Annotated in this window: 15 protein-coding genes; 13 read left to right on the top strand and 2 right to left on the bottom strand. The window is 68.9% G+C overall.

The features are described from left to right. Positions 1-47: 47 nt before the first annotated feature. The 5 genes from HWY37_RS23700 (at position 48) to HWY37_RS23680 (ending at position 4,568) form a co-directional block, all read left to right on the top strand. Positions 48-1,202, top strand: coding sequence for an acyl-CoA dehydrogenase family protein (locus HWY37_RS23700; protein WP_175208330.1), 1,155 nt, complete (start codon positions 48-50; stop codon positions 1,200-1,202). Then, positions 1,199-2,374, top strand: a complete 1,176-nt coding sequence (locus HWY37_RS23695) for an enoyl-CoA hydratase/isomerase family protein (RefSeq protein ID WP_176089991.1) — start codon at positions 1,199-1,201, stop codon at positions 2,372-2,374. Before HWY37_RS23700 ends, HWY37_RS23695 begins: the two co-directional genes overlap by 4 nt. Further along, positions 2,310-3,362 (top strand): 3-hydroxyisobutyrate dehydrogenase, encoded by a 1,053-nt coding sequence (mmsB, locus tag HWY37_RS23690; RefSeq protein ID WP_281372266.1) that lies wholly within the window; start codon positions 2,310-2,312, stop codon positions 3,360-3,362. The genes HWY37_RS23695 and mmsB overlap by 65 nt, the downstream gene beginning before the upstream one ends. Before the next feature lies 1 nt (position 3,363). Then, positions 3,364-3,801, top strand: coding sequence for a PaaI family thioesterase (locus HWY37_RS23685; RefSeq protein WP_176089990.1), 438 nt, complete (start codon positions 3,364-3,366; stop codon positions 3,799-3,801). A 77-nt stretch (positions 3,802-3,878) separates the two neighbouring features. Then, positions 3,879-4,568 carry a VIT1/CCC1 transporter family protein gene (locus HWY37_RS23680; protein WP_175208326.1) on the top strand — a complete coding sequence of 230 codons (690 nt, stop codon included), beginning with the start codon at positions 3,879-3,881 and terminating at the stop codon, positions 4,566-4,568. A gap of 63 nt (positions 4,569-4,631) precedes the next feature. Here HWY37_RS23680 and ygfZ read toward each other — a convergent pair whose 3' ends face one another. Continuing rightward, positions 4,632-5,636 carry a CAF17-like 4Fe-4S cluster assembly/insertion protein YgfZ gene (gene ygfZ / locus HWY37_RS23675; RefSeq protein ID WP_176089989.1) on the bottom strand — a complete coding sequence of 335 codons (1,005 nt, stop codon included), beginning with the start codon at positions 5,634-5,636 and terminating at the stop codon, positions 4,632-4,634. A gap of 154 nt (positions 5,637-5,790) precedes the next feature. Here ygfZ and mltG point away from each other — a divergent pair, with 154 nt between their 5' ends. Genes mltG through HWY37_RS23650 form a run of 5 tightly spaced genes read left to right on the top strand, consistent with a single transcriptional unit; the run spans position 5,791 to position 10,448 of the window. Next, positions 5,791-6,993, top strand: coding sequence for an endolytic transglycosylase MltG (gene mltG / locus HWY37_RS23670; RefSeq protein ID WP_176089988.1), 1,203 nt, complete (start codon positions 5,791-5,793; stop codon positions 6,991-6,993). Next, positions 6,990-7,613, top strand: coding sequence for a dTMP kinase (gene tmk, locus HWY37_RS23665; RefSeq protein WP_176089987.1), 624 nt, complete (start codon positions 6,990-6,992; stop codon positions 7,611-7,613). The genes mltG and tmk overlap by 4 nt, the downstream gene beginning before the upstream one ends. Next, positions 7,610-8,701, top strand: a complete 1,092-nt coding sequence (gene holB / locus HWY37_RS23660) for a DNA polymerase III subunit delta' (RefSeq protein WP_176089986.1) — start codon at positions 7,610-7,612, stop codon at positions 8,699-8,701. Before tmk ends, holB begins: the two co-directional genes overlap by 4 nt. Before the next feature lie 20 nt (positions 8,702-8,721). Beyond that, on the top strand, positions 8,722-9,492 hold the full coding sequence (locus HWY37_RS23655) for a TatD family hydrolase (RefSeq protein WP_175208783.1): 771 nt from the start codon (positions 8,722-8,724) through the stop codon (positions 9,490-9,492). Between the two features lie 38 nt (positions 9,493-9,530). Further along, the gene (locus HWY37_RS23650) at positions 9,531-10,448 is read left to right on the top strand and encodes an ankyrin repeat domain-containing protein (RefSeq protein ID WP_175208784.1); all 918 of its coding nucleotides are present in this window, start codon (positions 9,531-9,533) and stop codon (positions 10,446-10,448) included. 49 nt (positions 10,449-10,497) lie between these two features. On the opposite strand, the gene HWY37_RS23645 is transcribed toward HWY37_RS23650, so the two are convergent. Then, positions 10,498-11,196, bottom strand: coding sequence for a GntR family transcriptional regulator (locus HWY37_RS23645; protein WP_175208785.1), 699 nt, complete (start codon positions 11,194-11,196; stop codon positions 10,498-10,500). A 165-nt stretch (positions 11,197-11,361) separates the two neighbouring features. Between HWY37_RS23645 and gabT the strand changes: the two genes are divergently transcribed. From gabT to HWY37_RS23630, 3 genes are read left to right on the top strand one after another with little or no spacing between them, the layout of a single operon-like run. Beyond that, on the top strand, positions 11,362-12,720 hold the full coding sequence (gene gabT, locus HWY37_RS23640) for a 4-aminobutyrate--2-oxoglutarate transaminase (RefSeq protein WP_175208786.1): 1,359 nt from the start codon (positions 11,362-11,364) through the stop codon (positions 12,718-12,720). Between the two features lie 10 nt (positions 12,721-12,730). Further along, positions 12,731-13,711: an aminopeptidase gene (locus HWY37_RS23635; RefSeq protein ID WP_175208787.1), complete on the top strand. Its 981-nt coding sequence runs from the start codon at positions 12,731-12,733 to the stop codon at positions 13,709-13,711. Next, positions 13,708-14,481: an enoyl-CoA hydratase/isomerase family protein gene (locus HWY37_RS23630; RefSeq protein WP_175208788.1), complete on the top strand. Its 774-nt coding sequence runs from the start codon at positions 13,708-13,710 to the stop codon at positions 14,479-14,481. Before HWY37_RS23635 ends, HWY37_RS23630 begins: the two co-directional genes overlap by 4 nt. The last annotated feature ends 11 nt before the right edge of the window (positions 14,482-14,492 follow it).

Genomic DNA, 14,492 nt, shown 5'->3' with positions numbered 1-14,492 from the left:
CGGCAGCAACGCCAACAGACAATACTCAGTACAACAGGAGACAGGCTGTGGACTTGGAACTGACCGACGAGCAACGCGCTTTTGCGCAGGCGGCGCGCGACTATGCGGAGGGTGAACTGGCGCCCCACGCCGCGCGCTGGGACGCCGAAGGCATCTTCCCGCGCGAGGCGTTCGCGCGGGCCGGCGAGATGGGCTTCTGCGCCATCTACGCCAGCGAGGACATCGGCGGCTTGGGGTTGCCGCGCCTGGACGCCACCCTGGTGTTCGAGGAAATGGCGGCGGTCGACCCCTCGACCACGGCCTTCCTGACGATCCACAACATGGCCACCTGGATGGTCGGCAACTGGGGCCAGCCCGGTTTGCGCGAGGCCTGGGGGCCGTTGCTGGCCAGCGGGCAGAAGCTGGCTTCCTACTGCCTGACGGAGCCCGGGGCGGGCTCGGACGCCGCGTCGCTGTCGACCCGGGCGCAACGCCAGGGCGACGAATACATCGTCAACGGCGCCAAGGCCTTCATTTCCGGCGCGGGCGACACGGACCTGCTGGTGGTCATGGCGCGCACCGGGGGCGAGGGCGCGGGCGGCATCAGCGCGTTCGCGATTCCCGCCGACAGCCCGGGCATAGCCTACGGCCGCAAGGAAGAGAAGATGGGCTGGAACAGCCAGTCCACACGGCCCATCACGTTCGAGAACGTGCGGGTGCCGGCCGCCAACATGCTGGGCCAGGAAGGCGAGGGCTTCAAGATCGCCATGAAGGGCCTGGACGGCGGGCGCATCAACATCGGCACCTGCTCGGTGGGTGCGGCGCAAGGCGCGCTGGACGCGGCCCGGCGCTACATGGACGAACGCCGCCAGTTCAACCGCCGCCTGGCCGAGTTCCAGGCCCTGCAGTTCAAGCTGGCCGACATGGCGACGCATCTGGTGGCGGCCCGTCAGATGGTGCGCCTGGCCGCCTGCAAGCTGGATGCCGGTGCGCCCGACGCGGCGACCTATTGCGCCATGGCCAAGCGCTTCGCCACCGACATGGGTTTCCAGATCTGCCTGGACGCGCAGCAGATCCACGGCGGCTATGGATACCTGCGGGACTATCCCTTGGAGCGTCTGGTGCGCGATACTCGCGTTCATCAGATTCTGGAGGGGACCAACGAGATCATGCGCGTGATCATCGCCCGCCAATTGTTGGAAAAAGGAGCCGACATAAGATGAATGCACCGGTGCTGTTCGAAGAAAAAACCGCTGCCAATGGAGTGGGGTTCGGGATCGCGACGCTGAATTCGCCGCAGACCCTGAACGGCCTGTCGCTGGAAATGGTGGACCTGCTGGCCTCGCAGTTGGATGCCTGGGCGCATGATCCCGGCGTGGCCCTGGTGGTCCTGCAGGGCGCGGGCGACAAGGCCTTCTGCGCCGGCGGCGACCTGCACGGCCTGTACCGCAGCATGAGCGAAAACGCGGGCAAGCCAGGCTGGAACAACGCCTACGCGCGCCGCTTCTTCGAACACGAATACCGCCTGGACTACCGCATCCACACCTATCCCAAGCCCGTGCTGTGCTGGGGCCATGGCATCGTCATGGGCGGCGGGATCGGTCTGATGATGGGCGCCAGCCACCGCGTGGTCAGCGAGAGTTCCCGCTTGGCCATGCCGGAAGTCACGATCGGCCTGTTCCCGGATGTGGGCGGCAGCTGGCTGCTGAACCGCATGCCTGGCCGCATCGGCCTGTTCCTGGCCCTGACCGGCGCGCAACTGGGCACGTCGGACGCATTCTTCGCCGGCCTGGCGGATTTCCGTCTGGACCACGCGGACTGGCCCAAGCTGCTGGCCTCGCTGGAAGAGCAACCCTGGGCCGGGCAGGCGGCGGGCGGGGCGGAAGACGCCATTCCGCCGCGCTCGATCAACGACGGCCTGCTGCGCCGCGCCCTGACGGCGCTGGAACCCAAGACGCCGCTTGCGCCGGGCCATCTGCGCCAGCATTCGTTCCTGATCAACAGCCTGTGCAACGGCAACCGCCTGGACGACATCTACGAAGAGCTGGCCGCGCTGAAGGACCACGAGGATCCCTGGCTGGCGCGCGCCGCGCAGACCATGCTGGCGGGTTCCCCGGGGTCGGTGCGCCTGGCGTTCACGCTGCAGCAGCGGTTGCGCCTGCGTTCGCTGGACGACGTGTTCCGTGTCGAGTACATCGCGGCGCTGGCTTGCACCGCCCACGGCGATTTCGCGGAAGGCATCCGCGCCTTGCTGATCGACAAGGACAAGAAGCCGCGCTGGAACCCGGCCGTCATCGACATGGCGACCGACGCCTGGGTGCAGAAATTCTTTGACGAGCCCTGGCCCGAGGGCGAGCCCCACCCGCTGGACGACCTGGGCAAGGAAGGGCGCTAGCGCCCCGCGGCGGCGGTTCCGCCGCCGCCCGCCGGCGCCGCAACGCAGTACACGATGGTTCCACACCTATAGCAATAGCAACAGGAGACAAGACATCATGAGCAGCATCGCGTTTATCGGTTTGGGCAATATGGGCGCGCCCATGGCATTGAACCTGGTCAAGGCCGGCCACAGCGTGACGGTCTACGATCTGGTGCCCGCGACAGTCAAGAGCCTGACGAACGCCGGCGCCAAGGCCGCCGCGTCCGCGTCGGAAGCGGTCAAGGGCGCCGAGGTGGTGATTTCCATGCTGCCGGCCAGCAAGCACGTGGAAGGCCTGTACCTGGGCGAGGACCTGCTGGGCAAGATCCCGTCGAGCGCGCTGGTCATCGAATGCAGCACCATCGCGCCGGATTCGGCGCGCAAGGTGGCGCAGGCGGCCGACGTGCGCGGCATCGCCATGATCGACGCCCCGGTCTCTGGCGGTACGGGCGGCGCGGCCGCGGGCACGCTGACCTTCATCGTCGGCGGCCAGACCGCGGCGCTGGAACGCGCCCGCCCGATCCTGGAAAAGATGGGCAAGAACATCTTCCATGCCGGCCCGGCCGGCGCGGGCCAGGTCGCCAAGATCTGCAACAACATGCTGTTGGGCATCCTGATGGCGGGCACCTCCGAGGCGCTGGCGCTGGGCGTGGCCAACGGGCTGGATCCCAAGGTCCTGTCGGACATCATCGCCAAGAGCTCGGGCCGCAACTGGGCCACGGAACTCTACAACCCCTGGCCCGGCGTGATGGAGCATGCGCCGGCGTCCAAGGGCTACGCGGGCGGTTTCGGCGTGGACCTGATGCTTAAGGACCTGGGCCTCGCGGCCGAGGCGGCCTTGTCGGCGCGGGCCTCGATTCCGTTGGGCGAGCTGGCGCGCAATCTGTATTCGCTGCATAGCGCCGGCGGTTCGGGCAAGCTGGACTTCTCCAGCATCGTCAACCTGGTCAAGCGCGAGCAGGACTGACATGGCACCCTCGCAAGCGCCGCTGGACCCGGCCGGCCGGGTCCAGGAGAGCTTCGCCCGGCAAAGCATCATGAAGTTGCTGGGCGCGCAGCTGGACGTGGTCGAGCCGGGCAGGGTGGACATCGTGCTGCCTTACCGCGCCGACCTGTGCCAGCAGAACGGCTTTCTGCATGCCGGCATTTCCACCACCATCGCCGACAGCGCGGGCGGCTACGCCGCCTACAGCCTGTTCGCGCCGGGCGAGGATGTGCTGACCTCGGAGTTCAAGATGAACTTCCTGGCGCCCGCCAAGGGCAGCCGCTACGTGGCCAGCGGCCGCGTGGTCAAGCCCGGCAAGCGCCTGTCCGTCTGCCAGGTGGAAGTCCATGCCTACGACGGCGAGCAAGCCACGCTTTGCGTGATAGGCTTGCTTACCGCGGTGCGCGTGACGCCGCGTTGAATCTCCCGCGCGCGGCGGGTCCGTCCAGGCGGCCGGATCCGCCGCGCGTTTGTCGCGCGTCGCACAGGTAGCTGGCAATGCCTTCAAAAGAACACCATCGGATTTTCCGCAGCAACTGGCTGCGCGCGGCAGTGCTGGGCGCCAACGACGGCATCGTCTCCACCGCCAGCATCATCACCGGCGTCGCCGCGGCGCAAGCCACGCACGGAGCCATCCTGACCTCGGGGTTGGCCGGCCTGGTGGCCGGCGCGCTGTCGATGGCGGCGGGCGAATACGTGTCGGTGCAGTCCCAGGCCGACACGGAAGCCGCGGACCTGCGCATGGAGCAGCGCTCGCTCAAGCGCAACTCCGGCGAGGAACTGGACGAACTGATCGGCATCTACGTGGACCGCGGCCTGACGCGCGATCTGGCGGAGCAGGTGGCGCGCCAGTTGACCAGCCACGACGCCCTGGACGCGCATGCGCGCGATGAACTGGGTATCTCCCTGCACAACCGTGCCCGGCCGGTGCAGGCTGCCGTGGCGTCCGCGGCATCGTTCGCCGGGGGCGCGGCGCTGCCGCTGGTGGTGGCGGCGGTCGTGCCCGTGCCGCAGCTCATCGGCTGGGTCATAGGCGCATCCGTCGTCTGTCTGGCCGGCCTGGGTGCGCTGGCGGCCCAGGCCGGGGGCGCGCCCAAGGGGCCGGCCGCATTGCGGGTGACGGTCCTGGGCGCCTTGGCCATGGCCGTGACGGCGGGCGTGGGCGCGCTGTTCGGCGTGGCGGCCTAGGGCCGCAATGAAATCGGCCCGCGCAGGGCGGGCCGGGGATTCAGCGCATGGCGGGCCGCGGACTCAGGGCGTGATGGAGTAGGGCAGCGGTGCCGCCGCAATGCGCGGACCGTCCGCGGCGCCCAGGCGCAGGTCGCCTTCCGGCAACGCCGCCAGAGTGGTTTCGAACAGCACCGACACGACGCCATCCTTGCCGGCGGCATCCACGATCCGTCCGGTGGGCTCGCCCGGCTGGGTGGCGTCGTAGACGTCCACGCCGGCCAGTGCCTGATCCTGCACGGCGGCGTCGGCGATGGTGCCGTAGGCCATGCGGCGCTTGACCGTGCCGCGGTAGTGGCTGCGCGCCACGACTTCCTGGCCGGGATAACAGCCCTTGGTGAAGCTGACGCCCTGGATCAGGTCCAGGTTGACCGTCTGCGGAATGAACACGTCCTGGGTGGCCGTGGTGATCCACGGTATGCCGGCGGCCAGGTCGGCGGCGTGCCATTGCGCGGCGGAGGCCAGGCCCAAGGCGCCTGCCAGCGCGGCCGACTGGTCCAGCTGTTCGTCCGACGCGATCCACCACCAGCGCAGGTCCGCGCCGGCGGACGGGGCGGCGATCCAGGTGCCCGAAGGCAAGTCGGCGCGCTGCCAGGGCTCGCGCGGCAGCGCGCCGGCGGCGGCTTCCAGCGCGGCGGCGTCGGCGTCCGAGGCCGCCGTGACGCCCGCCACGTGCAGCGGCGTGGCCGCCAGCTTGGCCTTGGCGCGCAGCACGAACATGGACAGGCGCTTGAGCAGGGCCGGGGCCAGGTCCTGGCGCACCATGCCGTAAAGCTGGGGCGCGTCGTCCGCGCTGCCGAGGGCGCCGCGCCACATGACCAGCGTGGCCAGCAGGCGGCCCTTGGCCGTGCAGTAGCCGGCCAGGCGGGCGGCGTCCTGCGGCAGGCCGGTGACGTCCTGCGTCAGCTGGCCATGCAGGAAGGTGAGGGCGTCCGCGCCGGAAGCCGCGAAGACCTGGAAATCTTCCAGCGGCGCGACTTGCGCGCAACCTTCGGCGCGCGCGGGAATCGAAGTATGGAAAGCGTGCATGGAGGCGGTGTTGCTCGCATCGTCAAAGAGCAGATGATAGCCGCCTTCCCCTGCCGGCAGGGCCATGTCCCCGCCGCGCGCAGGGACGTGCGCAGCGTTCTGGCCCCTCTTTTGGCGCGCCAGGTCCGCGCGATCAATTAAACTTCCGACACTTATGAAGAAGCGACTCTTTTTTTACGTCTTGTGGTTGTTCCTGCTGATCGCGCTGGCCGCCGCCGCGGCCGTGGGCGGCGCCTGGTATTGGATGCACAAACCCATGCATCTGTCGTCCGACAGGATCGATTTCGTGGTCGATCCGGGCAGCAGTCCGCGCACGGTTGCGCGCGTCCTGAACGAGGCCGGCGTGCCGGTCTGGGAGCCGGGTTTCATCTGGATGGCGCGCCTGTCCGAACTCGACAAGCAGATGAAGGCCGGCGGCTACCAGGCCATCAACGGCGACTCGCCCTGGCAACTGCTCGAACGCCTGGCGCGCGGCGACATGACGCAGCGGCAGATCACCTTCCTGGAAGGCTGGACCTACCGCCAGATCCGCCAGGCGCTGCGCTCGCATCCCGACGTCAAGCAGACGCTGGGCGAAACCACCGATGAAGAACTGATGGAACGCCTGGGGTCCGATATCAAGCAGCCGGAAGGGCTGTTCTTCCCGGACACCTACATCTTCACCCCTGGCAGCACCGACTACGATCTGCTGCGCCGCGCCTATCAGGAAGGCCAGCGCATCCTGCGCGACACCTGGGCCCAGCGCCAGTCGGACCTGCCGGTGACCACGCCCTACGAAGCCCTGGTGCTGGCGTCCATCGTGGAAAAGGAAACCGGCCATGGACCAGACCGTCGCCGCGTGGCCGGCGTATTCACCAACCGGCTCAAGATCGGCATGCTGCTGCAGACGGATCCCACGGTGATCTACGGCATGGGCGAGGCCTACCAAGGCCGCATCCGCAAGCGCGACCTGCAGACCGACACGCCCTGGAACACCTATACCCGTCCCGGCCTGCCACCCACGCCGATCGCGGCGCCGGGCCGCGCGGCGCTGCTGGCGGCGGTGCAGCCCGAGCAGCACAAGTACCTCTTCTTCGTTTCCCGTGGCAACGGCACCAGCGAGTTCTCGGTCAACCTGTCCGAGCACAACCGCAACGTTTCGCGCTACATCCTGGGCCAGGGCCAGGGCCAGAATGCCGCGCCGGCGCCGGCGTCGAACCGCGGCCCGGCCAACGGCGGCCCGGCGGCCTCCGGCAGTTCCAGTCAGGCTCCGGCGCCGTCCGCCAGCCCCAGCCCGGCTCCGGCGCCCGCTGCGCAGCCCACGCCAGAATCGAGCCAGGATCCGACCCCGGCACCAGCACAAGGACAAGACCAATGACCACGCGCGGACGCTTTATCACGCTGGAGGGCGTCGACGGCGCGGGCAAGAGCACGCACACCGTCTGGATCGCCGATTTCCTGCGCGCGCAGGGGTTGGACGTGGTGTCCACCCGCGAGCCCGGCGGCACGCCGCTGGGCGAGAAGCTGCGCGCCTTGCTGCTGTCCGACCCGATGGGCCTGGACACCGAGACCCTGCTGATGTTCGCGGCTCGCTGCGAGCATCAGCGCCAGGTCATCGAGCCGGCGCTGGCGCGCGGCGCCTGGGTGGTCTGCGACCGCTATACGGACGCGACCTACGCCTACCAGGGCGGCGGCCGCGGCCTGGGCGCGGCGCGCGTGGCGGCGCTGGAAGACTGGATGCAGGCGGGCAGCCCCGACCGCACCTGGCTCTTCGACGTGCCGCTGGAAGTGGCGCGCGCGCGGCTGGCCGATGCGCGCGAGCCCGACCGCTTCGAGCGCGAAGGCGCGGCGTTCTTCGAGCGCACCCGCGAGGCCTACCATGCGCGCGCGAAGGCCGATCCCGAGCGCATCCGCGTCGTCGATTCGACCCAGACTATCGCTCAGGTCCGCGCCGGCCTGGAAGCGGGGCTGCGCGAATTGCTGGGACAGGCGGCATGAACGCCACCCGCGCCACCAAGGACGAGGAAGGCGCTACGTCCAACGCGCCGCAATTCCTGCCCTGGCAGGAGGAAACCGCGCGGAACTGGCTGGGCAACCGCGACCGCTTCGCGCACGCCTGGCTGATCCACGGACTGGCCGGTATCGGCAAGCTGGACTTCGCGGTCGCGGCGGCCGCCAGTCTGCTTTGCGAGTCCCCCGTGAACGGGTTGGCCTGCGGCCACTGCGCCGCCTGTGCCTGGTTCGCCAGCGGCAACCATCCCGACTTGCGCCGCATCCGGCCCGAGGCCGTCGCCGTGGAAGAGGGGGCGGACGCCGCCGAGCCCTCGGAAGACGCCGAACCCGCCACGGGCGCCGCCAAGCGCGCGCCGTCCAAGGAAATACGCATCGACCAGATCCGCTCGCTGGAATCCTGGTTCAACACCGCCACCCACCGCGGCGGCTGGCGCGTGGCGCTGCTGTATCCGGCCCACGCGCTGAACGTGGTGTCGTCCAATGCCTTGCTCAAGGTGCTGGAAGAACCGCCCCCGCATACGGTGTTCCTGCTGGTCGCCGACGCGCCGGACCGCTTGCTGCCGACCCTGGTGTCGCGCTGCCGTCGCCTGCCGCTGCCGGCGCCGGACCCGGACACCGCGCTGCAATGGTTGCGCGAACAGAACGTGGAGCCGGCGCGTGAATGGCTGGCCGCCGCGGGCGGCGCGCCGCTGGCGGCGCTGCGGCTGGCGCAGTCGGGCGAGGCCGCTTGCCCGCCCTGGCTGACGCAGCTGGTCGGTCCGCTGTCCAAGGGGCAGTCGCCGGACGTGGGCACGCTGGCCGAGGCCCTGGAAAAAGTGGCGGCCAGCGAATGGATCGACGCCTTGCAGCGCCTGTACACGGACCTGATGCTGGCCAGCGCGGGGGCGCCGGCGCGCTATTTTCCGGCCCTGGCCAGCGGCGTCGCGCAGGTCGCGGCGCGCATGAATACGGCCAAGGTGGCCGAGGCCGCGCGCTGGCTGACGCGCCAGCGCGCGCTGGCCACCCATCCCCTCAACGCCAAGCTTTTTGCCCACTCGACCCTGCAGCGCGTGGTGCTATCCTGCCTGGCATAAGTAGTAGCTCCAGACTCATCATGTACGTCGATTCCCACTGCCATTTGAATTTTCCGGAACTGGCCGCCGACCTGCCGGCCATTCTTGACCGGATGGCCGCCAACCAGGTCACGCACGCGCTGGTCGTCAGCGTCAACATGCCGGAATGGCCGGGCCTGATGTCGCTGGTCGAACCGCACGCCAATCTGTGGGCCTCGGTCGGCGTGCACCCCGACTACGAAGACACCCCGGACCCCAGCCCCGAAGAACTGGCGCGCCTGTCGGAGCATCCCAAGGTCGTGGCCATCGGCGAGACCGGGCTGGACTACTACCGCCTGTCCGAACCGCTGGACTGGCAGCGCGAACGTTTCCGCCGCCACATCCGCGCCGCCCGCGACACGGGCCTGCCGCTGATCGTGCATACGCGTTCGTCCGCCGAGGACACGGTGCGCATGCTGCGCGAGGAACGCGCGGCCGAGGTCGGCGGCGTGATGCATTGCTTCACCGAAACCTGGGAAGTGGCGCAGGCGGCGCTGGACCAGAACTTCCATATTTCGCTGTCCGGCATCGTGACCTTCAAGAATGCGCAGATCGTGCACGAAGTGGCCGCCAAGGTGCCTCTGGACCGGCTGCTGATCGAAACCGACTCGCCGTACCTGGCGCCGGTGCCGTACCGCGGCAAGCTGAACGACCCGTCCAAGGTGATCCACGTCGCCGAGAAAATCGCCGACCTGCGCGGCATTTCCGCGGCTGAGGTTGCGCAAGCTTCTACGGATAATTTCTTCCGTCTTTTCAATAAGATAAAGAAATAATCTAATCCAATTTATTTAAAGTAATTTATAGGATTTCCATGGCCAAGCGCATCGCGTCCTCCCAGAAGTTCGTCCTGTCGTGTTGCCGTGGGGCATTGCTGGCGCTGGCCCTGGGGTTGAGCGTGCCGGCAGGCGCGCAGGCGGCTAATCCGGGCGATTGGTGGGTGTACGTCGCCAACGACTATCCGGACGACATCAAGGAATTGCTGGCGCGCGGCGAGGATCCGAACGTGCGCTACAAGAACGGCCAGCCGGCGCTGATGCGCGCGGTGGTGGACGGCGCGTGGAAGGTGTTCGACGTGCTCGCCGCCGACAAGCGCACCGACGTGAACGCCGAGAATCCCGCCGGCGAGACGCCGCTGATGTACCTGGCCATCGCCGGCCAGACCGAAAGGGCCAAGAAACTCATCGCCCGTGGCGCTCAGGTCAACCGCCTGGGCTGGACGCCGTTGCATTACGCGGCGTCGAAGGGCCAGCTGGAAATGGCGCGCTTGCTGCTGGCTAACAAGGCCATGGCCAACGCGCCCGCGCCCAATGGCGAAACGCCCCTGATGATGGCGGCGCTGTCGGGCCGCAAGCCCATGGTCGACCTGCTGCTGCAGGCAGGAGCGGACGTGGGCACCCGCGACACCAAGGGCCAGACCGCGGCCGACTGGGCCCGCACCGGCAAGTCCACGGCGCTGGCGGCGGAACTGGACAAGCTGATCGCGCAGCAGGAGGAAACCCACCGCAAGCTGCGCGCCTCGCGGCCGGCCGAGGAAGGCGCCGAAGCCGGCGCCGCGGCGGGCGCGGAGGCGGGGACCGCCGTTGGCGCAGAGCAGGGTGCGTCTGCCGCCCCGGCGCCGGCCCAGGCTCCTGCGCCGGCCCAGGCGCCGGAGAAGGCCCCGGCGTCTTCCGCCGTCCAGGGCGTGTCCGGCGTCAAGCTCAACAACTACGACGAACCCGCCGCGCCCTGACGCGCAGGTTCACGGCAGGCTGGCCCGCAAGGGGCCGGCCGCCATGGCTTCAGATCACGTAGTTCTTGTAGCGCTCGATATAGTCGCGGGCGCTGCCATTCAATTCGCGCACGCAGCGCTCGGCTTCGTCGGCGTCGCCGCGCACCATCGCGTCCAGCAGGGCGCGGTATTGCTTGATTCCCATCTCTGAGCGGCCCGGCAACAGGGCCACCCGGCGCATCGACACGCGCGTGCGGTCGTAGATGCGTTCGATCATGTCGCTCAGCACCGGATTGCGCGCCAGTTCCTTGATGTGGTTGCGGAACTGCTCGATCGTGGCCACATGGGCCTCGATGTCGCCGCTCTTGAGGCTTTGCTCGAAAGGTTCGCCCAGCAGGGCCTGCATCGCGGCCCAATCGGCGGGGGTGGCGTTGGCGATGGCCAACCGCACCGCCAGGCCGTCCAGCGCCTCGCGCACCTGATACAGCCGGTAGGTCGTTTCCATGTCGACCAGGGCGACGACGGCGCCTTTGTTGGGCACCCGTTCCACCAGTGCGCGGTCTTCCAGCGTGGCCAGGACTTCGCGCGCTTTGGCGCGCGGGATCTCGTAGGCCTGGGCCAGGTCTTCCTCCGGCACGCGCGTGCCGGGCAGCAAGGCCTGCGAGGCGATGCGTTCCCGCATATCCAGGATGACTTCGTGGGTGGAGGCCGGCTTGCGTGCTTCCTTGGCGGCGGCGTCAGCAGGGGCGGTGGCGCGTTTATTGGGCATGTAGGCACCTGGGTTGAGTGGCGGAAAGCATAGCATCTTTTTGAACTCAAGATTGTGCACAATTAAGGATGCTAGTTTGTAAATTAGCATTGACACAATAAAACGCACAAGAATATAGTGGCTCCACTTCGTCGCCGTACCCACGCATCCAAGGAGCCCAGGGCAATGAAAGACGCCGCGCAGTCCCCTCAACTTCCCGGCCCGCAGTGCCAGGCTTATCAGGCCCGGCGCAATGCCGCCGTCGCCCTGGGCGTGGCCAACGGGCCACCGGTGTTCGCGGGGCGCGCCAGAGGCGCCACGCTGACCGACCTGGACGGGAACGCCTTCATCGACTTCGCCGGCGGCATCGGAACCCTGAACGTCGGCCACGCGCATCCCGAGGTGGTGGCCGCCGTCCAGGCGCAGGCCGCGCGCTACCTGCACACCTGCTTCAACATCGTCATGTACCCGGAATACATCGAGCTGGCGGAAACGCTGGTCGACCTGGTGCCCGGTTCCTGGCCCAAGAAGGCCATGCTGCAGACCACCGGCGCCGAGGCCGTGGAAAACGCCATCAAGGTGGCGCGCCGCGCGACCGGCAGGCAGGCGGTGGTGGCCTTCGAGAACGCCTTCCACGGCCGCACCTACATGGCGCTGTCGCTGACCGCCAAGGCGCCGGCCTACAAGAGCGGCTTCGGTCCGTTCGCGTCCGAGGTCTACCGCGCGCCGTTCCCGGTGCGCTACCGCTCGGGCCTGAGCGAAGCCGAATGCGCCGAGGCCGCGTTCAAGCAATTCCGCCGCCTGGTCGAAACCGAGATCACGCCCGAGCAGGTCGCGGCCGTCATCATCGAGCCGGTGCAGGGCGAGGGCGGCTTCCACGACGCGCCGCCCGCCTTCCTGCAGGCCCTGCGCGCCTATTGCACCCAGCACGGCATCGTGCTGATCGCCGACGAGATCCAGTCCGGCTTCTGCCGCACCGGGGAATGGTTCGCCACGCAGCATGCCGGCATCGAGGCGGACCTCTACACCCTGGCCAAATCCATGGGCGGCGGCCTGCCGATAGCGGCGCTGGTGGGGCGCGCCGACCTGATGGACGCGCCGGCCGTGGGCGGCCTGGGCGGCACCTATGGCGGCAACCCGCTGGCTTGCGCGGCGGCGCTGGCGACCATCGCGGTCATGCGGCGCGAGGACTATGCCGCGCGGGCCCGGGATCTGGGCGCCAAGGTGCGCGAACGCTTCGCGACCTGGGCCAAGCGGTTCAGCATCGTCGGCGACGTGCGCGGCCTGGGCGCGATGGTGGCGTTCGAGGTGGTGCGCGGCCAGAGCGACGACAGTCCCGCGGGCGATCTGGCGGCCCATATCGTGCAAGCCGCCTATCAGGGCGGGTTGGTGCTGGTGAAGGCAGGCTTTTACGGCAATGTGATCCGCTTCCTGGGGCCGCTCGCCATTACCGAAGAGGAACTGGCGCGCGGCCTGGACATTCTGGAACGGGCGGTGGCCGAGGCTCAGCGCCTGGCCGACGCGCGCGCCACGCAAGCGGCCTGAGGAGCAGTCCATGCATACGCTGTTGAAACTGAAGAACGCGCGCAAGGTGGTCAGCCAGCTGGGCGCGGCAAAACCGGGCATGGAAGTGCTGGTGCTGTATGACCTGCACACCCACCATAACGTCGAACCGCTGGCCATCGCGGTGGACGAGGCGGGCGCCGGCCTGCATCTGCTGCAGATCGCCGGTTCGGCGCGCCACGGCCGGCAGCTGTCGCCGGTGGTGGCGCAGGCCATGCAGGCGGCCGACCTGGTCATCGCCCTGACGCGGGCCAATGCCGCGCACACCGACGCGCGCCAGCAAGCCACCCGCGCCGGGGTCGGCGTGATCGTGCTGCCCGAATCCCATCTGCCCGACTTCTTCCTGGCCGAAGGCTGGGACTGCGACTTCGACGCGCTGCGTCCGCAGATCCAGGGCCTGGCCGATGCGCTGACCCGGGCCGACACCGCCCGCGTCACCAGCGCGCTGGGCACCGACGTGACCATGAGCATCGCCGGCCGCCGCGGCCGCGCGCTGCACGGCTTCGCCAACACCACCGACATTTCGGCGGGCTATTGCCTGGAGTCCAGCCTGGCGCCGGTGGAAGGCACGGCCGAAGGCGTGATCGTGGTGAACGCCAGCATCCCCGGCGTATCGCTGATCCGCGACGAGCCGGTGCGCATCCATATGGAGAAGGGCATGGCGGTGGCGATCGAGGGCGGGGCGGTGGCGCGGCAGTTCCGCGACCTGCTGGCCAGCTTCAACGACCCCCAGGTCTACAACCTGGGCGAGCTGGGCGTGGGCATGAACCCGCGCTGCCAGCTGGACGGCACCATGCTGTCCGACGAATCCGTCTACGGCTCGATCCAGCTGGCGCTGGGCACCAGCGCCTACATCGGCGGCACGGTCAAGGCGGCGGCGCACTACGACACCATCGTCACCGACGCGACGCTGGAGCTGGACGGCCGGGTGGTGCTGCAGGGCACCGAGCTGCGGCTGGAGGAAGCGGCATGAGCATAGACCTGAGCCGCGACGCCGACGGCGTGGCCACCGTGCTGATGAACCGCCCGGAAAAGCGCAACGCGTTCACGCTGGACATGTACCGGGAGTTCGGCCGGGTCATGCGCGAGCTCGACGCCGACGACGCGGTGCGCTGCGTGGTGCTGCGCGGCGCGGGCGGCGCCTTTTGCGCCGGCAGCGACATCGGCGGCTTCGAGGAGGACCGCGACGGCGCGGCGCAGGCCGCCGAGTACGCGCTGTTCACCTTGTCCATGACCGACACGCTCAAGCACCTGCGCCATCCCACGGTGGCCTGCATCGAAGGCGTGTGCGTGGGCGGCGGGCTGGAACTGGCCGCCTTGTGCGACATCCGCATCGGCGGCAGGAACAGCCGCTACGGCATCCCCGTGAACCGGATCGGACTGACCGTGGACCACCAGGAACTGGCCGACCTGATCAGCGTGGTCGGGGCGGCGCGAGTGCTGGAGATCCTGCTGGAAGGGAACATCTTCGGCGCCGAGGAGGCCATGTCCAAGGGCCTCTTGAGCCGCATCGTGGACGACGAGCGCGTGGCGGAGCAGGCCTACGCCAGCGCCCGCCGCATCGCCGCGGCGGCGCCGCTGGTCAACCGCTGGCACAAGCGTTTCGTCGGCCAGTTGCGCGAAGGGCGCGAGCTGAGCGCGGACGAGCGCAGCGAAGCCTACGCCTGCTTCGGCACCGAAGACTACCGGCGTGGCCGCGAGGCCTTCGCCGCCAAGCGCATCCCCGAATTCATCGGCCGCTGAAGCGGCCACCG

The organism is Achromobacter anxifer (genome assembly GCF_903652925.1).
Lineage (GTDB): Bacteria > Pseudomonadota > Gammaproteobacteria > Burkholderiales > Burkholderiaceae_B > Achromobacter > Achromobacter anxifer.
The sequence above is the reverse complement of the archived record's forward strand: the minus strand, read 5'-3'. Positions and strand labels throughout refer to the sequence as shown.